Below are 20065 nucleotides of genomic sequence, written 5' to 3' on the forward strand. Positions count from 1 at the left end.
CACTAGAAGATAGCGGATGGAATTCTGAATTAGTTGGCTGGTGCCAGCAACTCGATCTTGTCTGGGCGGAAACCCGACCAGTGATCGTCATCGGTGATTACGACAGGTGCCTGCATGTAGCCCAAGCCACGAACGTGCTCCAAGGCTGCCGCATCCTGAGAGATGTCTACCTTGTTGTACTCGACACCCTTCTTATCCAGCGCGCGGTAAGTAGCGTTGCACTGAACGCAGGAAGGCTTCGTGTAAACCGTGATGGCCATGTCCCTGATCCCCTTTGGAAAGTCTATTTTCGGCTAGGTTCCCGGATTCTCGGAAAGTACCTAGCCATCCTCTCGGATGCCTCGAAACCACTGTTTCGAGGTGCTTCTGGTGCGAGCCGCACCAACGGGTTCAATACTACATCTTGTGTTTGGCCGGTCAAGCGGCCACAACATGATGTATTACAAGTATGTCATTCATCCACGATGACGTCCACAGGATCTGTGGATATTAACCCCCGTTTAAACCGCGATTTCTAGCGGACCCGGCTCCTTTGTCCACAGGTTGGCAGAACTCCATTGTGGGTTAAAAATTCTTCTGTGAGATGTTCGTCGGCGTGTTTCGCTTCCCCTATCCAGTTCCGGGTGCACATCGTGCACCCCTACATGTAGTGTCAGCCTCTGAACCGACAGTTTGGGAGCCGCACGACCGATTGTGGAGAACGCCAAACAGGGGCAGCTAAGAAATATCAGCTGCCCCTGGAAGCGAAGCTCGGAAACGATGCAGAAGTCTTCTAGGCCGGGTAGGTGCGGGCACCGAAGATTCCCTGGCCCACGCGCACAACAGTGGCTCCTTCGGCGATGGCCAGCTCGTAGTCGCCGCTCATGCCCATGGACAGGTGCTGGAAGCTGTCAGGAGCAACCTGCTGCAATTGGTCACGGGTCTCGCGCAGCAAGGAGAAGCTGCCGCGGATGGATGCTTCATCGGTGGTATTCGCCGCCATGGTCATCAGGCCCACCGGCTTCAATCGGTCCAGCGGCGCCAAACCGGCAAGCAACCCGGCTGCCTCATCAGCCTGGATACCGGATTTGCTTTCCTCCCCGGAGGTATTGACCTGGATGAAGACCTCCAGCGTCCGATCTTCGAGCTCCAGTCGGCGTTGCAAGGTCTCGGCGAGTTTCAGCGAGTCCAGCGCATGGAATTCATCAGCGAACTTCGTCACGAACTTCGCCTTGTTCGTCTGCAGCGGACCAATGATCGCATAGCGCAGGTGCGGGAACTTCTCGCAGAAATGCTCGTACTTGCCCTGCGCCTCTTGGACCTTGTTCTCCCCCAGCGTGTCCACACCGGCGGCGATCGCCAAGGCCAAGCGGTCGGTATCGATGGTCTTGGTCACCGGAAGCAGCCGGACCGAGCCGGCGTCCCGGCCCGCAGCCGTTGCCGCCGCGGCGATCTTCTGGTTGACAGTTGCCAGGTTGCGGGTGAAATCCTCGATGGTGGCCGCATGCAGAGCGGCAGGTTGCGAAGCCAAAGCGCCAACTTTCTGATGTCACAAACGTGTTGCTGGTGCCAAGGGCACCAGCAACAAGCATAGGCACAAATCCGCTAGAACAGTTGGCGCCAGTTGGTTTTCGCCAGATCCAGCAGCTCGTCGCCGCGTCCGGAGAGCACGGTCCTCAGGGCATACAAGGCAAAGCCCTTGGCCTGCTCCAGCTTGATTTCCGGCGGCATCGACATCTCCTGGCGGTCGGTCGCCACATCCAGCAGCGCCGGACCGTCATGAGCCAGGAATTCTTCCACCGTGGCTTCGAGCCGCGCCGAATCATCCACCCGGTAGCCCTTGAGGCCGGAGGCGGTGGCCACGGCCCCGAAGTCCGGATTGTGCAGATCGGTGGCGTAGGTGACGAACCCGGCGGCCTTCATTTCCAGTTCCACGAAATTCAGCGAGGAGTTGTTGAACACCACGATCTTGACCGGCAGCTTGTTCTGCGTGGCAGTGAGCAGTTCGCCGAGCATCATGGCCAATCCGCCATCTCCGGCGAAGGCGATCACCTGGCGCTGCCGGTCTATTGCCTGGGCACCCAGTGCGTGGCACAGCGCGTTGGCCATGGAACCGTGGTTGAAGGAGCCGAGCACCCGGCGCTTGCCGGTCATCGACAGGTAGCGGGCCGCCCAGATCACCGGGGAACCCACGTCGGCGGTGAAGATCGCATCTTCATCTGCGTGCTGGTCGATCAGCCGGGCCAAATACTGCGGGTGGATTGCGGCGCCGGCCTTGGAGGGCGTAGCCAGCTCGTCGAGCTTCGTACGGGTCTTGCGGTAGTGCTCCACCGCGGCCTCCAGGTGCTTGCGGTGGGTCTGCACCGGAAGCACGGCGGCCAGTGCCGCGGCCGTGTCCTTCACCGTGCCGACCAGCGGGATATCCACCCGGGTGCGCTTGCCGATCTGCTCGCCGCGGATATCCACCTGGATAATGGTCGCATCCTGCGGGTAGAACTGCTGGTAGGGGAAATCGGTGCCCAGCATCAGCAGCACATCGCATTCGGCGATCGCCTTGGCACCCGAAGCGAAGCCCAGCAGGCCGGTCATGCCCACATCGTACGGGTTGTCGTATTCGATATGCTCCTTGCCGCGCATGGCATGCACGATCGGCGCAGCGAGCTTTCCTGCCAGCTCGATCACTTCTCCATGGGCGCCGGCCACACCTGCGCCGGCGAGAATGGTGACCTTGCGCGAGCTTTCGAGGACCTCTGCGGCGCGTTCCAGCTCCTCTTCATTGGGCAGCACCCGCGGATTGGTCTTGATGATTTTCTGCGTGGGCGTGCGTTCCATCTCCGCCAGCGCCACATCGCCGGAAATCACCAGCACCGCCACACCGCGCTTCTCGATAGCCTCGCGCATCGCAATGCGCAGCATCCGGGGCATCTGCTTCGGATCGGAAACCTGTTCGGCATAGACGGAGCATTCGCGGAAGACTTCGACCGGGTGGGTCTCCTGGAAATAGTTGGAGCCGATCTCCCCGGTAGGGATGTGCGCGGCGATCGCCAGTACCGGGACGCGCGAGCGGTTCGCGTCGTACAGCCCGTTGATCAAGTGCAGGTTGCCCGGTCCGCACGAGCCGACGCAGACGGTCAGCTCGCCGGTGATTTCCGCCTCCGCCGCTGCCGCGAAGGCGGCGGCTTCCTCATGGCGGTGGTGGACCCATTCGATCCGCCCGTTCTCCCGCAGGGAATCGGTCAAGCCGTTCAGGGAATCGCCCGGGATGCCGTAGATGCGGCGCACTCCCTGGGTATCGAGCTGTTCAATCAGGTGGTCGGCTACGGTAGGCAAAACATTCCTCCTGCACACAATGTTCCAGTGGGTCTGCTCTTCAGCCTACTGCGCCGACCGGCTGCTGTCATGGGCATACGCCGCAACTTCAAGTTCTTCCCAGCACACCGGCCTGTGACAGGACGAACAAGCGCAGACCGGCCTCCCACGCCGCCGGAAACTAGCCCGCGAACCCTGGCCAATAGTGCGAATCAGGCAAGGCCCGTGCACCGAATAGGCCCTGGCCCACGCGCACCACCGTGGCTCCTTCGGCAATGGCCAGCTCGAAGTCCCCGCTCATCCCCATGGACAGCTCTTCCACGCTGCCCAGATTCAATTGGCGAAGCTCTTCGCGCACGGCAACCAGCTTCCGGAAGCAGGCGCGGACCAGTTCCTGCTGTGGCGAGAACACCGCCAAGGTCATCAATCCCTTAACCTGCAGCCGCTCGAAGCCCTGCAACTGCCTGAGGAATTCCGGAGCCTGGCCAGGTTCCAGCCCGAACTTGGATTCTTCTGACGACGTGTTCACCTGGATGAACACTTCAAGGGTGCGGTCCTCGATCTCCAGCCGGCGCTCCAACGCCTGTGCCTGGCGCAGATTATCCAGGGCCTGGAACTCGTCGGCGAACCGGGCCACGTACTTGGCCTTGTTGGTTTGCAGGTGCCCGATCACCGAGTACTTCAGCTGCGGCAGATCCGCCAGCGCCTGGGATTTCGCCCACGCTTCCTGCACCTTGTTCTCCCCCAGCCAGTGGACCCCGGCCGCGATCGCCAGACGCAGCCGTTCGACCGGGACGGTCTTGGTCACCGGCAGCAGCCGCACGCTGCCCGCCGCCCGACCGGCCTTGGCCTCCGCCGCGGCAATCCGCGCGCGGATGGAAGCCAGGTTCGCTGCGAAATCCGCTTGGGTGCTCGCGTGCCGCGCCGCTGGACTTTCAGTCATCGTCCCTCCTTGGCTGTCATCCTAGGCACAAATCGCCTGCATCCGCACCTGCCGCCGCTCCGGCGCCCTGCGGGATTGGCTAGGCTGGAAGCAGCAGCACAGCACTTCAAGGAGAGACAATGCCCGAACCGCGCCGCATGGCCAACACCACCGAACTGGCCGCCGGAAAATCCAACGGAGCGATCTGGAAGCTGGAACCCGAGCAGCGCGACCTGGACGCCAACGTCATCTCCCTGGCCCCGGGCGAGGAGATCGGGCAGCACCAGGGCCCGGAGCTCGACGTGCTGCTGCACGTCTTTGCAGGTTCCGGGGTGCTGCGCACGGCCAGCGGATCCATCGAGCTGGCCATCGGCGACATCATCTACTTGCCCGCCCGCTCCCAGCGGCAGTTCGCGGCAGGCGACGCCGGCTTGGGCTACTTCTCGGTGCACCAGCGCAAGCACAATGCCGGGCTGATGCCCAGCCTGCGCAGCTAGTCCCAGGCTCCCGTTTCGAGGAAGCGCTCGAGCTGCGCTTGATAGGGCGCCAGGTCCAGGCCCTGCCCGGCCACCCAGTCGGGGTTGTAGTAGGTCTTCGCGTAGCGCTCGCCGGAGTCGCAGATCAGCGTCACCACCGAGCCCTGCTCGCCGCGCTGCAGCATCTGCGCGATGATCGTAAAGGCCGCATAGAGGTTGGTTCCGGTGGAACCGCCGGCGAAATAGCGGGTCTTGGCGCGCAGGAAGTGCATGGCGGCCAGCGAGGCGGCGTCGGGCACCTGCACCATGCGGTCGATCACCCCGGGGACAAAGCTCGGCTCCACGCTAGGCCGGCCGATCCCCTCGATGCGCGATCCGCGGCCCGTGGCGTAGCCCAGGTCCCCGGTGCGCCAGCCCTCATAGAATGACGAGCCTTCCGGGTCGCCCACGCAGATCCGCGTCTCATGCCGCTTGTAGCGCGCATAGCGCCCGAACGTGGCGCTGGTGCCGCCGGTCCCGGCGCCGACGACGATCCAGCTGGGAATCGGATGCGCTTCGGCAGCCATCTGCGCGTACACCGACTCGGCGATGTTGTTGTTCCCGCGCCAGTCGGTGGCCCGCTCGGCATAGGTGAACTGGTCCAGGTAGTAACCCCCGGTGCCGGCGGCCAGCTCGCGGGCCGCCGCGTCGACCTCTCCGGCCGCATCCACCAGGTGGCAGCGGCCGCCGTAGAACTCGATGAGCTCGATCTTCTCCGCGCTGGTGGACCTGGGCACCACCGCAATGAACTCCAGCCCCAGCATCCGCGCGAAGTAGGCTTCGGAGACCGCGGTGGACCCGCTGGAGGCTTCCACCAGCGTGGTGCCTTCGGAGATCTTCCCGTTGACCAGCCCGTAGAGGATCAGCGAGCGGGCCAGCCGGTGCTTGAGCGAGCCGGTGGGGTGCACCGACTCGTCCTTCAGGTAGAGCTCGATCCCCCAGTGGCCGGGGAGCTCGAAGCGATGCAGGTGGGTGTCGGCGCTGCGGTTCGCGTCAGCGTCGAGCAGGGAAATGGCACGTCGTACCCAAGGCTCAGTCATGCTTCCACTCTAGCCGTGGCGAACCGTTTTGGTCCCCGGGCCGTGGTACGTTCGGAATCGTGAAGACAAGGCTGGTTACCGTGGGCTATGCGGCCGCCATCCTGCTCGGCTTGGGCTGGGCGGCATGGGCGGTGCTTTCGGCCGCCGGGCTGGAAGATCTCGCCGGCGGCTGGCTGGGCCAGGATGCCACCGTCGCCTCCGTTCCGCGCATCGGGCAGCTGCCCTGGTTCGGACTGATGGCCGCGGTGGCGTTCTACGCGATCTGGCAGTGCCTGCCGCAAGAACGCACCGGGCTGCACCACCGGTTGCGGCCCTGGGTGCTCGGCGCGGTGCTGTGCAATGCGCTGTGGGTGGCATTCCTGGAGCGCGACCGCATCGGCGTCTCGCTGGCCTTCGGCCTGCTCCTGCTGGCTCTGCTGATCCGCATTGTGGTAATGGTCGGCAGGACCGCGGCGCTGCGGCAGGTGGACCGGTGGATCACCCGCGCCAGCTTCGGTTTGTTCGCCGGGTGGCTCTCGGTGATCGTGCTGGCCGAAACCGTCGCCGTCACCGCGCACTCCGGCGCGGACGCCGGCTCGCTGATGTTCAAGGGCGCCTGCGCCCTCGCGGTGCTGCTGCTGGCGCTGTTCCTCAGCGCGGTCAGCTTCAAGAACCCGATGGGGATCTACCTGAACGCCGGTGCGCTGTGGGTGATCGGCTGGATCATCGCCGACCGCTATACCGGGCAGTCCACCTCGCCAGGGTTCGCGACGGTGCTCTCGGTCGCCGCGATCCTGATGCTGCTGTGCCTGTTCAGCGCACTGCGCACCCGGATCCGCGCGCTGCGCCGGCCCTCCCAGTAAGTTCCCAGTTCGCAGTGAGCGCAACGGCGCGTCCTTGAGCGCCAACCTCCGGCTGGCTAGGCTGGAACCGAGACCTCAAGGTCTACCCGACTCCAGGTCCACCAGAGAGGAACAACATGTCGAAAACTGCCAAGAGCTTGAAGCAAGTTGAGAAGTCGCTGGCGAAACTCGCCAAGACCGCCAAGGAAGAGCTGCCCAAGGAAATCCGCGGCAGCTGGAACGAGGCCGTCGCCGGCGTCAACACCGATGCCATCAGCAAGGCCGGCGCAAACCTGATCGAGAATGTCGGCGGGAACTCCAAGGCCGCCAAGCGGGCTCGCGCCTCCGTGGAGAACGCCGTGCATGCGGCCCAGAAGAGCCTCTCCGCTCCGGAGAAGAAGTCCGGCAAGGGCGGCAAGTTCCTGCTCATCTCGCTGGTCATCGCCGCCGTGGCAGCGGTCGTGATCTCGCAGAAGAAGAACTAGCTTTAATCCGCGAAGGCGTGGCACCCGTGCAGGTGCCACGCCTTCGCTGTGCCCGGGGACCCTCCGGCTACTTGGCGCGGGCCCGTGAGCTCTTGATCGCCGCCGCCGCGCCGAGCAGCGCCATCACCGCGCCCACCGGGATCAGCCAGAAGCTGTTGGCGCCGGTGTCAGCGAGGTTTTCTCCGGCTTCAGGCTCGGCTGGCCGCGACTGCTGCGGCGCATCCGTAGGCGCCTGGGGCTGTCCGGATTCCCGCTGCGGGGACTGCGAAGGGCTCGCCGTTGGTTCCGCAACCGGAGCTTCGCTCTGTTCCTCGCTTGGCTGCTCGCCCGGCTGCTGGCTTGGCTCGTCGCTCGGTTCCGTGCTCGGTTCCGGGCCGGCCAGGTCGAACACCTCATCGGCCGCACCCAGGTGCGCGAACACGGTCTCGCCGGTGGCGTCCTCCACCGCATCGTTGTCTGTCACCACGTAGACCTCGCCATCGGCAACGGCCAGGCCCTCGAGCTTCTCCTGGGTCCATCCGCTGGTTTCCTGCAGCGCCGGCAGCACATCGGCCGCCAGCGTCTTCTCCACCAGCGGCATCTCCCCGGCCGCAGCGTCCGGAAGCCGGACCTGGTAGATCTTCTTGTGCGCGGCGTCAGGCCCCGCCTGGTTATCGCGCTCGATCACCGCGTAGGAGCCATCGGGCAGGGCGGTGATTTCCGACAAGCCGTTCCAGGCGCCGTCCGCGGCCGCTTCCAGCTGGTAGCCGTACCAGCTGAATTCGCCGGTGGCCGGCAGGTACTTGCCCAGGCGGACGTAATCCTCTCCGGGCAGCTCGCGCTGCACCGCGAACACCACTTCTTCCTTTTCGCCTGAGCCGGTGGCGGCGATGCCTTCCAGCCCGTGCTTGCCCAGCTCCGCCAATTCAGGCAGCGCAATCTCCTCCTGCACCACGCCTTCCGCGTCGATGCGCACCAGCAGGTTCTCCGCCCCGCTTTCCCCTTCATGGGCTGCCCAGAATCCGCCGTCGGCGCGGGCGGCAAGGCCTTCCAGGTCCAGTTCGACACTGGCCTCGGTGACCTCCATCGAGGATTCGACGGTGGCCGGGGTTCCGGCTTCCAGGGTGTAGATGCGCGGCTGGTACGCGTTGTCGCTGACCGCGAAGAGCTGCGAGGCATCGGCCGGGTTGGCCGACAGCCCGCTGAGCGCGCCGAACGGCACCGGATCGGCCGGGTCCGAGGACAGCTGCGGGAATTGCGGTGCGGCGGCACCGAAGCTGAACAGATTCAGCGCCGAACGCACCCCGTTCTCGGCCTCGTCGGTTTCCGAGGAGACGGCGAGCAGCTCGCGGCCCGGGATCGGCAGGATGCCTTCCGGCCCGTTGGTGGTGGGCAGTGTCTGCACGTACTTCGGCGCGCGCGGATCGGTCATGTCGTAGACCGCGACGAAGTTCCCGCGTTCAGAGGCGACGAAGGCGTAGTCGGTGCCCTGGTATTCGCCGATGGCCAGGCCCTCCGGCTCGGTGCCCTTCTTCCCTGCCCGGCTTTCGGGGAACAGCCCCTGGGACAGCGCGAGATGCTCGAAGCTGTTTCCCGCATCCCACACCGGTTCGCCGGTGCTCGAATCGAAGACGGTGAAGCCGCGGCTGCCGCCCTTCCAGTCGCCCTCGTTCGCGGTGGCCAGGTAGCGGTCCTGGATCCAGCCAATGGCATCCGGTTCGCGTGGCACCCCCAGCAGCGAGCCTGCGGGGTCGAGTTTTCCGTCCTCGTCGGTATCGATTCCGTCCAGGTCCACGGTGCCGGCGCTGAAGGCCTTGGTGATGGTGCCGCTCGGCAGGTCGATCAGCACGATGCCGTTGTTTTCCTGGAGGGAGACCGCCGCCTGGTTGCGCGAGTTGATGCTCACGTATTCGGGTTCCGGATCCTGCGGGGTGTCCAGCCCTGCCTGCGCCAGCTCATCCAGCGCTTCGGGGTTCTCGCGCGTTCCGCCGGCCAGCGGCACCTCGCGCAGAGACCAGTCCGCCGGGGACTCGCCGATCGTGTCGAGGATCGCCACCGAACCGGCAGGGGCCTGCGGCAGCCCTCCGTCGCCGGCATCCTCGTCGCGTTCGTTCTCGATGGCGATCGCCGCATAGGCGCCGTCGGCGGACAGCGCAATGGAATCGGGCTGGCCCGGCAACGCGATGCTGTGCACCAGCGTATGGTCGGCAATGCGCACCACGTCCACGCGGCCCGAGGGATCGCTGTAGCTGGTGGAGGTGTTGACGACCACCATCACGTACTCGCCGAAGGCGGCGACGCTGGTCGGCTCGTCCTGGGCGCTGCCCAGCTGGTGCAGCGGCAAGGTACCCAGGCCCACCGGCTTCGCGGCGTCGGAAATGTCGACGAAGCCGATCTGGCGCGAGAGCGCATCGGTGTAGATCAGCGTCTGCCCATCGGCCGAGACGGTGGAGATTTCCGCGGCGGTCTGCGCCGCGGCGCCCTCGGGATGGTTCTGGTGCACCGGGTAGGTGGCGGTGCGCTCGAAATAGCTTCCGCTCTCCGCGTTGGCCCCTGCGGCCAGTGCCAGCGGTGCGAGGCCCCCGGCCCCCAATGCCAGCGCGGCAAGGATGCCCGCTGACCTCTGTGCGGTTCGATTCACGTCGGTAGTCCCCCGAAAATTGCTTGGCGTTTGCTTGAGATGACCTCCCAAGATTCGCAAGCCTTTGAGGCCGGCAGGCGAACACCAGGTGACGCCAGGGTGTCCGCTGGACGTCGCTTTCGACGTAACTGATCCAGCAGGCAGGCGGCCGCTAGGCCCAGGGAGTGAACTCGCCAGTTCGGGCCAACCGGTCGCCCAAGGGACCGATAACCGCAAAAGCATCCTGCCCACCGAATCCGTGGACCGTGTCGCGCTGGATCAGTGTGGTGCCATCGGCCAGCTCGATGCTCATCGCAAGGACCATGCTGGCGCCGGTTGCCTGCCGCTGTTCTTCAAGGCGCCCGGCGGTGACCGCTTCCACGATCTGCGCCAGCCGCCCGATCGATGCCGCATCAGCTGGCCAGGTCCACTCCGCGCCGGCCACGGTGAGCACCAGCTGCGTGGGGACATCGCTGAAATCCAGCCGCCAGTGCACTTCGGCGGCGCCGGCGGCCCGCGGCAGCATCGAGATCTGGCCTAGGCCATCGGAGCGCACCTGGGCCAAGTGGCCGTAGCGCTTCGCCAGTTCCTCAGCGAGTTCACGCAAGTGAACGCTTGCGCTGCTGAGCTCGAACTGCGCGCGAGCAGCGTCTTCGCGCGCTGAGGGATCCGACGGGCAGCCCAGTTGCGGATCCCAGTCGCAGATCTGAGGCAGCTGGTTTGGGTCGAGAAGTTCCAGGGTGACGTGGATGAGATCGTGATTGAAGTCCGTGCCCGCAGGGACGCTGGTGGTCGGGGTGATCCTGGCCGGCTCCCCGGAGGGCAGCAGCACTCCGGGATCGCCGATGGCTGGCTCGTAGTGGTGGTCGATGTAGTGGATGTCCGCCACTATGCCGTGCACCGGACTCACCGGCATCCCGGATTCGCTGAACGTGTCGTGGTCATTCAGCTCGCAGGCCACGGTGCCATCCGGGTAGCGCAGCCGCGCGATCTCCCAGAGCACCTTCTCGCCCACTGCGAAGCCCGGATGGCAGCAGGCATGAAGCGCGCCGGAGATGTCCAATTCGATCTGCATGGCACTACGCTAGCCTAGCGCGGGTTGCCGCGGCGGGAACGAACCGGCCAAAGCCCGATAGGATTGCCAAGTGGCCCATATCGACGTAACAGACATCCAGTATTTCCTTTCCGACGGCACCCAGTTGCTGGGCGGGGTGGCGTTCAAAGTCACCGCCGGTTCAAAGACCGCGCTGATCGGACCCAACGGCACCGGCAAGACCACCCTGTTCAAGATCATCGCAGGAGATCTGAAGGCCGACGAAGGCTCCATCAACCGCACCGGCACCCTGGGCATCATGCGCCAGTTCGTCGGGCAGGTGCGCGACGAGTCGACGGTGAAGGACCTGCTGCTGTCCACCGCCGCCCCGGCGCTGGCCCAGGCCGCCGCCAAGGTCGCCGAGTACGAGGCGAAGATGCTCACCAGCGAGGACGAGAAAGTCCACATGCGCTACGCCGAGGCGATCATCGAATGGGGCGACGCCGGCGGCTACGAGCTGGAAACCACCTGGGACAAGGTCTGCATGGCCGCCTTGGGTGTCGGCTTCGACAAGGCCGGGGACCGGCTGGCGCGCACCCTGTCCGGCGGCGAGCAAAAGCGCCTGGTGCTCGAAGCGCTGTTCGAGGGCAACGACGAGCTGCTGCTGCTGGACGAGCCGGACAACTACCTGGACGTGCCGGGCAAGCGCTGGCTGGAGGAGACGATGTCCCGCTCCAACAAGACCGTGCTGTTCATCAGCCACGATCGCGAGCTGCTGAACAACGCCGCTACCCGCATCGTCACCCTGGAGCCGGGCCATGGCGGGGCGACCGCCTGGGTGCACGGCGGGGCGTTCGGTTCCTATGTGGACGCCCGCAAGGAGCGCAACGAGCGCTTCGAGGAGCTGCGCAAGCGCTGGGACGAGGAGCATGCCAAGCTCAAGGAGCTGGTGAACATGTACAAGACCAAGGCCGCGTTCCGCTCCGACATGGCCAACCGCTACCAGGCGGCCACCACCCGGCTGGAGAAGTTCCTGGAAGCCGGCCCACCGCAGGCCATCCCGCTGGAGCAGAACGTGCAGATGCGGCTGAAGGGCGGTCGCACCGCCAAGCGCGCGATCGTCGCCGAGAAGCTTGAGCTAACCAACCTCATGAAGCCCTTCAATACCGAGATCTGGTTCGGCGACCGCGTCGGCATCCTGGGATCCAACGGCTCGGGCAAATCGCACTTCCTGCGCCTGCTGGCCTCCGGCGGCACCGACCCGGAGCGCGAGCACCTGCCGGTCTCCGACGTGGTCATCGAGCCGGTGGAACACGCCGGCACGGTGAAGCTCGGGGCGCGCATCCGCCCCGGCTACTTCGCGCAGACCCATTCGCGCCCGGACCTGTTCGGCCGCACGCTGCTGGAAATCCTGCACCGCGGCGACGAGCACCGCTCGGGCCTGCCGCGCGAGGCGGCCGCCGGCGCGCTGGATGGCTACGGCCTGGCCGGCCAGTCGGAGCAGAAATTCGACTCGCTCTCCGGCGGCCAGCAGGCACGTTTCCAGATCCTGCTGCTGCAGCTCTCCGGGGCGACGCTGCTGCTGCTCGATGAGCCCACCGACAACCTGGACCTGCATTCGGGCGAGGCGCTGGAACGCGCCATCGACGCGTTCGAGGGCACCGTCCTGGCAGTCACCCACGACCGCTGGTTCGCCCGTGGCTTCGACCGCTTCCTGGTCTTCGGCTCCGACGGGGTGGTCTACGAGTCCGACACGCCGGTCTGGGACGAGGCCCGGGTGCAGCGCGACCGCTAGGCCGCGAGGTTCTGGCGCGCCTCCAGCGATCTGGCCGAGCGAAGCCCCTGCCAGGCGCTGAAGCCCAGTGACACCGCCAGAGCCGCCAACGCCGCAAGGCCGGCAGCCGGGGCGGTCGTCCAGATCCCGTTCTGGGCGAACAGCGCCGGCACCGTGCTGGACGGGATTCCGGCGCTGACCAGCAGCCAGCCGGCGAAGCGCTGCAGCTCGATGCCACCTAGCCGTTGCACCCCCAGCGCATGCTGCAGGAACAGGCACAGCCACATCAGCGCCCACGACAGCCAAATCACCGCGAAGATGGGATCCGTGCTCAGGGAAATCACCGCCTTGTACACGGCGATCACCGCCACGAAGGCGCTGAACCAGCCGAAGGCGCCGGTATCGAAGCCGCAGAGCGTATTCAGGCCCACCAGAAGATAGGTCATTCCGAACAGGTAGCTCGGCCAGGCGCCATTGACCATCAGGGTGTCGCTGCCGGCCTGGACCATGATCAGCGTAGGCAGCAGGATTTGCACGCCGCCCACCATGAGGTTGAGCACTGCGGCCGAATGGGCCGGAATTCGGCCCAGGGACACCAGCCCGTTGATGAACAAGATCAGGCCTACGAAGACCAGCCCGACGTGGGCCATTGATTCCTCCACTCGCGCGGCTCACCCCCGGATGCGGATCCGGGAACCGGACCCGTGTCCTGCCGCTAACGACAGTTTCAGGTACCGATGCCCGGCTGGCAAATTCGGGTAAAATCGTTACTCGACCAGCTTGCCCTCCTGGGAGACTTCGGTGATCAGTTCCGCGATCTGCTCCGGGACCTCGGGAATCGCTTCGCGGGTGATCCCGGTGCTCGGCGACCAGACCAGGTTCACCTGCAGGGCCGGGTCCATGGCCGGGTAGTCGCTGCGGTTGTGGCAGCCGCGGGTTTCGCGGCGTTCGAGCGCTGCTTCCAGCGTGGCGCGGGCGGCCAACGCCGAGGACTTCAGGTCGAAGGCGTGCGCCAGGTCCTGGTAGCCGGCGATGTCCGGGTGGATTCCCACGTTCTCCATGCGCTGCTCGATTCTCTCCAGCTTCGCCAGGCCTGCCAGCAATCCCGCTTCATCACGCACCACCCCGGCATGCTCAGTCATCAGGTCCCGAATGGCGCGCTGCAGGCTGCGCACGTTTTCCTGGCCCCGGGATCCGAGCAGCTCGGCGATGCGGGTGCGAGCCGCGGTGACGGCCTGGGCCGAGCGCGGCTGGGCCGCCAGCGACGCGGAGTACTGCGCCGCGTGCTGCCCCACGATGCGCCCGAAGACCAGCAGTTCGATCAGCGAGTTGCCGCCCAGCCGGTTGGCCCCGTGCAGCCCGGAGGAAGCCTCGCCGATGGCGTAGAGCCCGGGAACCTCGGTGGCATGCGTCAGCGGATCCACCCACACCCCGCCCATGGAGTAGTGCGCGGTCGGGGCAATCTCCATCTTCTGTTCGGTGATGTCCAGCATCTGCAGTTCCATCATGGTCTGATAGACCCGCGGCAGCCGCTTCATGATGACCTCGCGGTCCAGGTGCGACACGTCCAGCCAGACTCCGCCGTTTTCGGTGCCGCGGCCCTCGCGGATTTCGGTGTAGGCGGCCAGTGCGACGCGGTCGCGGGTGGACAGCTCCATGCGCTTCGCATCATAGCGGGCCATGAAACGTTCGCCCAGCGCATTGGTGAGGATGCCACCTTCGCCGCGCGCGGCCTCGGAGACCAGGGTTCCGGCGTCGCTTTCCGGTTCGATGATGCCCGAGGGGTGGAACTGCACCAGTTCCGGGTCACGCAATCGGGCGCCGGCCTGGACGGCCAGGCGGAACGAGTCGCCGGTGTTCTCGTCGCGGCGCGAGCTGCTGCGGCGCCAGATGCGGTTGTGCCCGCCGGCGGCCAGGATGACCGCGTCGGCGTGGATGAGGTAGCCGGTGCCATCGTTGACGTCGAAGCCGTAGGCGCCGAAAATCCGGCCTTCGGCGGTGAGCAGTTCGGTGATGTAGACGGTGTCGAGGATCGGGACCTGTAGCTGCTCAGCCCGTTTGATGAGGGTGCGCTGGATTTCCAGCCCGGTGTAGTCCCCGGCGAAGGCGGTGCGGCGGAACTTGTGGGCGCCGAAGAAGCGCTGCGAGATGCGGCCGTCGGTTTCGCGGGCGAAGTTCATGCCGTAGCGTTCCAGGTCCTCGATGCCGCGGGCCGCGCCCTCGGCGACCACCTGCACGGTGCGCGGATCGGCCAGGAAGTAGCTCTCCTTGATGGTGTCCGCCGCATGTTGCTGCCAGCTGTCCTCGGCGTCCATCGTGCCCAGCGCCGCGTTGATGCCCCCGGCGGCCAGCGCGGTGTGCGCATCGTGGCGCGGGCGCTTGCCCACGGCCAGCACATCGGTGCCCGCCTCGGCCAGCTCGATGGCCGCGCGCAAGCCGGAACCGCCGGTGCCGATAACCAGTACGGAAGTGGATATCTGCTGTTCATTTCTCATGTTTTCCAGCATCGACCCACCCCAAGAATACGTCCAATGAATTATTGGCATGATGTCCATAGCAGTAGGCTATGCATCATGAACCTAGAGCAATTGCGCGGCTTCACTGCCATCGCCGATGTGGGGCACTTCACCCGTGCCGCTGAGCAGCTGCATCTGACCCAGCCCTCACTGAGCCGGCAGATCGCCACGCTGGAGCAGGAGCTGGGCTCCGAGCTGTTCCACCGCGCCCGCGGCAACATCACGCTCACCGCCGCCGGACAGGCCTTGCTGCCCCGTGCACGCCGGATGCTGGCCGACGAGGAATCCATCCGCACCGAAATGGCTGATCTGGCAGGGCTGCGCCGCGGCCGGGTTCGCCTGGGCGCGCCTCCGTCACTGTGCGTATCGCTGGTGGCCGAAGCGCTGTCGATCTTCCGCACCCGCTACCCCGGGGTGCAGCTGCAAATGTTCGAAGCAGGATCACACAAGCTGCTGGAGCAGCTCGACGGCGGCGCGCTGGATCTGGCGCTCATCGTGACCTCGGAGCACGCGGTGAACGGCAGCCATCTGGAGAACCTGCCGCTGCTGGAAGAACAATTGGTGGTCATCGACTCGCTGGAGCACCCGCATCTGGCCGGCAGCGAACTCGACCTGCGCGCGTTGGCGCCAGTGCCGCAGCTGGCCTTCGCGCACAGCTACGACCTGCGCGCCAGCACCGCCGCCGCCTACAAGTTGGCCGGCCTGGTGCCGAATATCGTCGTGGAGGGCGGGGAAATGGACGCGGTGCTGCGCTTCGTGCAGCGCGGGCTCGGCGTCGCCGTGGTTCCGGCGACGGTGGCGCTGGACGCCCCAGGCGTGCGCTCCATTGCCCTGCGCGAACCGCTGGCCCGCACCATCGGACTGGCGCACCGGCGCGATGTCTCATTGACCCGCGCGGCCGCGGCCATGCAGCACCTGCTGTCCGAAACGGCCGCGCAGCTGGCGGCCAGGCACGGGCAAATCAGCTACCTAGCTTGATCCCCAGGTGGCTGGCCATCGCCTCGCCCAGCAGGCCCAGCTGCAGCGAGCTGATCTGCGCGCCGCGCAACCCATCGACGCCTTCCACATCAGCAAAATCCAGCCCCTGCAAATCCACCTCGCGCAGTTGCGCACCATGGCAGTTGATCTGCCCTGCCCGCGAATCGGCGAAGCCCAGGCGCTGGATCCGTCCGCCCAGATCGATCTCCTCGAACTGGCAATTGCGGAAGAGCACGTCCCGCACCGTGGCGCCGCGCAGGTTCAGCCAGCCGAATTTGCAGTTCTCGAACACCACGCCATCAAGCTGTGCCTCAGCGAAATCCGCGGAGCCGAAGCGGCTGTGGTTGACCCGCACGTCGTTGAGGAACACCCCGGCAGCCTGCAGCGCCGGTGCCCCGGCCTGCTCGAGCTCGCACTGGATCAGCCGGGCGTTGCGCACGGACTCGATCTGCACGTAACTGAACCGGCATTCTTCCAGCCGCGCGTCATCGGCCGCCAGCGGTGCATCGAAATCCCGGAAGTGCAGCAGTTCAATGTATTCGTCTCCCAGGTCTCCGCGGTAGCCGCGGGCCAGCTCGGGCAGGGTGAAGCGGCGGATCCTCGGTGCCAATGCGCGTCCTTAAAGTTGTTTTCCGGCCAGATTCCCGGCGACGTCTTCCAGTGCCACGTCTAGGTGCGGCCAGCGGAAATCGTAGCCGCTGTCCTGCAGCACCCCGGGCAGCACCCAACGGGACTTCAGCAGCATTTCGGGTTCCACGCGCAGCACGAACATGGCCGGTTCCAGCATCCAACGATACGCGGGCAACCCGAATTTCCTGCCTGCGGCGAGGCGCAGCGAGGCCATCAGTTCCCGATTGGCTACCGGGTACGGCGAGCTGAGATTGACCGGCCCGGAGATTTCGGGGTGCTCGATGATATGCCTGATCGCGCCGAGCGCATCATCCACGTGGATCCAGCTGAAGCGCTGGTTCCCGCGCGTGCGATGCCAGCCGCTGCGTTCGGATCCGCTCGGGTCTTCCCCGATGCCGCGGTACCGCCGATGCGCAGGCCACCAGCCATCGTGCTGCGCCCCGCCAAGCCACAGCCGCGCAATGGCCAGCAGCTTGCGCGTGGCTGGGCCATCGCCGAGCACGATCGCCATGCGCAGGGCCACCCGGCGCGTGGGCAGCTGGCCGCGGAAGAACTCGCGTTCCCAGTTGCGCGCCACATCCACCGAGAAGCCTTCGCCGATCCGGCCGTCGGCCTCGGTGTTCGGCGCATCCATGCTGTGCCGGTAGATGGTCGCGGTTGACGCATTCAGCCACAGCTGCGGCGGATTCGCGGCCCGGCTAACCGCTTCGTGCAGCGCACGGGTCGTGTCCACCCGCGAAGCGAGGATCTCGTTTCGGGCCGCATCGTGATAGCGGCAGCCGACATTCTTCCCGGCCAGGTTCACCAGCAGATCCGCGCCGTCGACCAGTGCCTCCAGCCCCGGGCCATCGCCCCACTGGGCATCGGACTTCTCGCCGCGGCCGATCACCGCCACTTCGTATCCGCCCTCGCGCAGCTGCGCTATCAGCCGCACGCCGATGAACCCGCTGGCTCCTGCCACTACCGCCCGCCGTGCAGCGCCGCCCATTGTTCCCCGCTAGAAGTCGTTGATCACCAGTTTCTTCATCTTCAGCATATTCTCGAAAGCGCCGGGCCGCTCCATCAACTCGCCCATGTTCGACGGGACGATCTGCCAGCTCACCCCGAATTTGTCGGTGAGCCAGCCGCAGGCCTCGGCTTCGGACACCGCCGACATCGCATCCCAGACGCGGTCGATTTCGGCCTGCCCGTCGCAGTGCCATTCCAGCGAGACGCCGGGGGTGAAGGTGAAATCCTGAGGCACCCCCGAGTCCATGGCCGCCACGCAATCCTCGCCCAAGGTGAATTGGGCGTACATCAGCGCCTCGGCGGTGGCGGATTCTGTCGGCTCCCCGTACGGGTAGGCGCTGTCCAGCTTCGCGCCGAGCACCTGCCCGTAGAACTCAATGGCCTCGGCCGCCCGGTTTTGGGCGGCACCGCCGAACATCAGCGAGGGAATCACCGACGCACGGGGCTCGACCGGTTCGCTGGTTTCCATCAGCTGCCAGGAAACGCCGTATTTGTCGTTCACCCAGCCGTAGCGTGTGCTGAACGGGTAGGCATCCAGCGGCATCAGCGCGGTGCCGCCTTCCATCAGCGCGGACCAGGTGGCGTCGAGCGACTCGCGCTGGCCGGTGCTGAAGACCAGGATGATCGAGATGGAGGGATTGGGCTTGAATTCCTGGCCCGCGTTGATCAGCGTGATTTTCGTTCCGCGCACCCACAGGGACACTGTCAGCGGCTTGCCGGCAAGGGGCTGCTGGAATTCCAGCAGTCCCTCGCTCGGGTAGCGCGATTCAACTTCGGTAGTTGCCTCGGGCAAGGCACGGGCGTAGAACTCCCCCGCCTCCTCGCCATTGCCTTGCATCCATAGATTGACAACGAGATTTTGCATGACGAACCTCCTAGCTGGGCGATGCTCCCAAACTACCCTTTCAGGCCCGCTAGCAACAGGTGGAACAGTGAATTTTCAGCCCCGATTCACCTGCGCGTCCCGCGGTGTTCTCCCGGTGAACTCGTCCATCGAGTGGTACACGCCGATGACCTTGCCGGCCACGAAATCCCACGCCGCTCGGGGCAGCACGCCGCGCAGCAGCTGGCCCAGCTTGCTGGTCCACGGCATCAGCACCAGCGGGGTGCCCGCAAGCATCGCCCGCCACGCGCGGTCCACCACCGCTTCCGGTTCCAGGATCGGGGTCAGCAGCATCGACTTGGCGCCGGCGAACATGCCGGTGCTGATATAGGTCGGGCAAATCGTGCTCACCGCGATCTGGTCGTTGTCCTCCAGTTCGAGGCGCAGCGAATCGCTGAAGGACAGAGCCGCGGCCTTGGAAGCGGCGTAGACGCTCATGTTCGGGTTGGACACCAATGCGGCCGCCGACGCCATGGTCAACACCCGGCCCTTGCCTCGCCGCCCCAGCTGCGGAAGCAGGGCGTGGGTCAAGTACATCGGGGCCAGTGCGTTGACCTGCATGGTCGCGGTGATCTGCGCGGTGCGGTGTTTCGCGAAGGACGTGCCGGTTACCACCCCGGCGTTGTTGACCAGCACGTCGATTCCCCCGCTCTCAACCGCTTCGGCTGCGTAGTGGTGGATCTGGGCCGGGTCGGCAAGGTCCACCACGTACGCCTCGACGGTGCCGCCGAGCCGGCGCAATTCTTCGGCGGCCGCGTCGAGCCTTGCCGTGTCGATATCCCAGATGACCACGCGCGCCGCGCCTTCGCGGCAGGCCTGCTTGGCGAAGAGCAAGCCCATCCCCTGCGCCGCCCCGGTGATCAGGACATGCAAACCGGCTACCGATTCAAGAGGCGTCTTGCCCATATCTGTACTCCTTCAGGATCCGTATGGCATCAGCCTAGCCTGTGTCGCGGCTAACAATTGGGCTATTTTCATCGAGTGCGCCCAGCATTCACCGCTAGCCTTGGAGCATTGGACCGACTTGTCGAAAGGACGACCGTGCGCATTGACCGCTTGGACGCGGATTTGATCGAACTGCTCACCGAATCGCCGATGCTGCCGGTGATGGAGTGCGCCCGGCGCCTGGGTGTTGCCCGCGGCACCATCAGCAGCCGGCTGGCCCGGCTCCACGAGGCCGGCGTCATCCAGGGCATCATCCCGCGGATCAAGCCTGCCGGGTTCGGCTACACGCTGGTCGCGTTCTGCCAGGTGGAGATCATCCAGCGCTATGGGCATGACCCGGTGGCGACCGCGCTGGAGGAATCCATCCCGGAGATCGTCGACATGTACACCGTGACCGGCAGCTCGGATTTGCAGTTGCGCGTGGTGGCCCGGACCCCCGAGGACCTGCAGGAAATCTTCAACCGGATCAACAAGGTGCCAGGTGTGGCAAGGACCTCATCGTCTTTCGCCCTGCACGAGCATTTCCAGGGGAGAACCCTGCCACTGGTCGCAGCGTGCGCTAGGAGCGAGGCCGATGTGGAAAAGGGTGGGCAGATTGACCAGTAAAATGGGTTACTTGGCGGAGAAC

The 20065-nt window shown here is 65.7% G+C and carries 19 protein-coding genes; 6 read left to right on the top strand and 13 right to left on the bottom strand.

Annotation, left to right across the window (positions count from 1 at the left end):
• Nucleotides 1-29 precede the first annotated feature (29 nt).
• The 4 genes from nrdH to F0M17_RS08985 form a co-directional block, all read right to left on the bottom strand.
• Complete coding sequence (nrdH, locus tag F0M17_RS08970) at nucleotides 30-260, bottom strand: glutaredoxin-like protein NrdH (RefSeq protein ID WP_013349130.1); 231 nt, start codon at nucleotides 258-260, stop codon at nucleotides 30-32.
• Between the two features lie 512 nt (nucleotides 261-772).
• A complete protein-coding gene (locus F0M17_RS08975; protein ID WP_149596960.1) occupies nucleotides 773-1510 on the bottom strand; it encodes a YggS family pyridoxal phosphate-dependent enzyme in 738 nt (245 codons plus the stop codon).
• A gap of 74 nt (nucleotides 1511-1584) precedes the next feature.
• On the bottom strand, nucleotides 1585-3309 hold the full coding sequence (gene poxB, locus F0M17_RS08980) for a ubiquinone-dependent pyruvate dehydrogenase (RefSeq protein ID WP_149596961.1): 1725 nt from the start codon (nucleotides 3307-3309) through the stop codon (nucleotides 1585-1587).
• A gap of 160 nt (nucleotides 3310-3469) precedes the next feature.
• Nucleotides 3470-4231, bottom strand: a complete 762-nt coding sequence (locus F0M17_RS08985) for a YggS family pyridoxal phosphate-dependent enzyme (protein ID WP_149596962.1) — start codon at nucleotides 4229-4231, stop codon at nucleotides 3470-3472.
• A 119-nt stretch (nucleotides 4232-4350) separates the two neighbouring features.
• On the opposite strand from F0M17_RS08985, the gene F0M17_RS08990 reads away from it, so the two are divergent.
• Nucleotides 4351-4707: a cupin domain-containing protein gene (locus F0M17_RS08990; RefSeq protein WP_149596963.1), complete on the top strand. Its 357-nt coding sequence runs from the start codon at nucleotides 4351-4353 to the stop codon at nucleotides 4705-4707.
• Here F0M17_RS08990 and F0M17_RS08995 read toward each other — a convergent pair.
• Nucleotides 4704-5765 (bottom strand): PLP-dependent cysteine synthase family protein, encoded by a 1062-nt coding sequence (locus F0M17_RS08995; RefSeq protein WP_121866884.1) that lies wholly within the window; start codon nucleotides 5763-5765, stop codon nucleotides 4704-4706. The genes F0M17_RS08990 and F0M17_RS08995 overlap by 4 nt on opposite strands.
• 59 nt (nucleotides 5766-5824) lie before the next feature.
• Here F0M17_RS08995 and F0M17_RS09000 point away from each other — a divergent pair, with 59 nt between their 5' ends.
• Together F0M17_RS09000 and F0M17_RS09005 are read left to right on the top strand one after the other, a co-directional pair.
• Nucleotides 5825-6607: a hypothetical protein gene (locus tag F0M17_RS09000; RefSeq protein ID WP_143181009.1), complete on the top strand. Its 783-nt coding sequence runs from the start codon at nucleotides 5825-5827 to the stop codon at nucleotides 6605-6607.
• 116 nt (nucleotides 6608-6723) lie between these two features.
• Nucleotides 6724-7071 carry a hypothetical protein gene (locus F0M17_RS09005; RefSeq protein WP_149596964.1) on the top strand — a complete coding sequence of 116 codons (348 nt, stop codon included), beginning with the start codon at nucleotides 6724-6726 and terminating at the stop codon, nucleotides 7069-7071.
• Nucleotides 7072-7138: 67 nt separating this feature from the next.
• Here the strand turns inward: F0M17_RS09005 and F0M17_RS09010 are convergent, their stop codons facing one another.
• Both F0M17_RS09010 and F0M17_RS09015 read right to left on the bottom strand, forming a co-directional pair.
• Entirely contained in the window at nucleotides 7139-9691 is a 2553-nt protein-coding gene (locus F0M17_RS09010; RefSeq protein WP_149596965.1) for an esterase-like activity of phytase family protein, read from the bottom strand.
• 151 nt (nucleotides 9692-9842) lie between these two features.
• Nucleotides 9843-10745, bottom strand: coding sequence for a hypothetical protein (locus F0M17_RS09015; RefSeq protein ID WP_149596966.1), 903 nt, complete (start codon nucleotides 10743-10745; stop codon nucleotides 9843-9845).
• 70 nt (nucleotides 10746-10815) lie between these two features.
• Here F0M17_RS09015 and F0M17_RS09020 point away from each other — a divergent pair, with 70 nt between their 5' ends.
• On the top strand, nucleotides 10816-12498 hold the full coding sequence (locus F0M17_RS09020; RefSeq protein WP_149596967.1) for an ABC-F family ATP-binding cassette domain-containing protein: 1683 nt from the start codon (nucleotides 10816-10818) through the stop codon (nucleotides 12496-12498).
• On the opposite strand, the gene F0M17_RS09025 is transcribed toward F0M17_RS09020, so the two are convergent.
• Both F0M17_RS09025 and F0M17_RS09030 read right to left on the bottom strand, forming a co-directional pair.
• Nucleotides 12495-13127 (bottom strand): AmiS/UreI family transporter, encoded by a 633-nt coding sequence (locus F0M17_RS09025; protein WP_149596968.1) that lies wholly within the window; start codon nucleotides 13125-13127, stop codon nucleotides 12495-12497. The genes F0M17_RS09020 and F0M17_RS09025 overlap by 4 nt on opposite strands.
• Nucleotides 13128-13244: 117 nt before the next feature.
• Nucleotides 13245-14972, bottom strand: coding sequence for an L-aspartate oxidase (locus tag F0M17_RS09030; protein WP_149596969.1), 1728 nt, complete (start codon nucleotides 14970-14972; stop codon nucleotides 13245-13247).
• Nucleotides 14973-15050: 78 nt separating this feature from the next.
• Here F0M17_RS09030 and F0M17_RS09035 point away from each other — a divergent pair, with 78 nt between their 5' ends.
• Entirely contained in the window at nucleotides 15051-15971 is a 921-nt protein-coding gene (locus F0M17_RS09035; RefSeq protein WP_073706157.1) for a LysR family transcriptional regulator, read from the top strand.
• Here F0M17_RS09035 and F0M17_RS09040 read toward each other — a convergent pair.
• The 4 genes from F0M17_RS09040 to F0M17_RS09055 form a co-directional block, all read right to left on the bottom strand.
• Entirely contained in the window at nucleotides 15955-16581 is a 627-nt protein-coding gene (locus F0M17_RS09040) for a pentapeptide repeat-containing protein (RefSeq protein ID WP_149596970.1), read from the bottom strand. The genes F0M17_RS09035 and F0M17_RS09040 overlap by 17 nt on opposite strands.
• A 9-nt stretch (nucleotides 16582-16590) precedes the next feature.
• Nucleotides 16591-17589, bottom strand: a complete 999-nt coding sequence (locus tag F0M17_RS09045; protein WP_149596971.1) for an epimerase — start codon at nucleotides 17587-17589, stop codon at nucleotides 16591-16593.
• Nucleotides 17590-17598: 9 nt separating this feature from the next.
• Nucleotides 17599-18474, bottom strand: a complete 876-nt coding sequence (locus F0M17_RS09050) for a VOC family protein (RefSeq protein ID WP_149596972.1) — start codon at nucleotides 18472-18474, stop codon at nucleotides 17599-17601.
• A 75-nt stretch (nucleotides 18475-18549) separates the two neighbouring features.
• Nucleotides 18550-19398, bottom strand: coding sequence for an SDR family oxidoreductase (locus tag F0M17_RS09055; protein ID WP_149596973.1), 849 nt, complete (start codon nucleotides 19396-19398; stop codon nucleotides 18550-18552).
• A 135-nt stretch (nucleotides 19399-19533) separates the two neighbouring features.
• Here F0M17_RS09055 and F0M17_RS09060 point away from each other — a divergent pair, with 135 nt between their 5' ends.
• Nucleotides 19534-20043, top strand: coding sequence for an Lrp/AsnC family transcriptional regulator (locus F0M17_RS09060; protein WP_073706152.1), 510 nt, complete (start codon nucleotides 19534-19536; stop codon nucleotides 20041-20043).
• The last annotated feature ends 22 nt before the right edge of the window (nucleotides 20044-20065 follow it).

Source organism: Glutamicibacter sp. ZJUTW, assembly GCF_008370855.1.
In the GTDB taxonomy this organism is placed as follows: Bacteria; Actinomycetota; Actinomycetes; order Actinomycetales; family Micrococcaceae; genus Glutamicibacter; species Glutamicibacter nicotianae.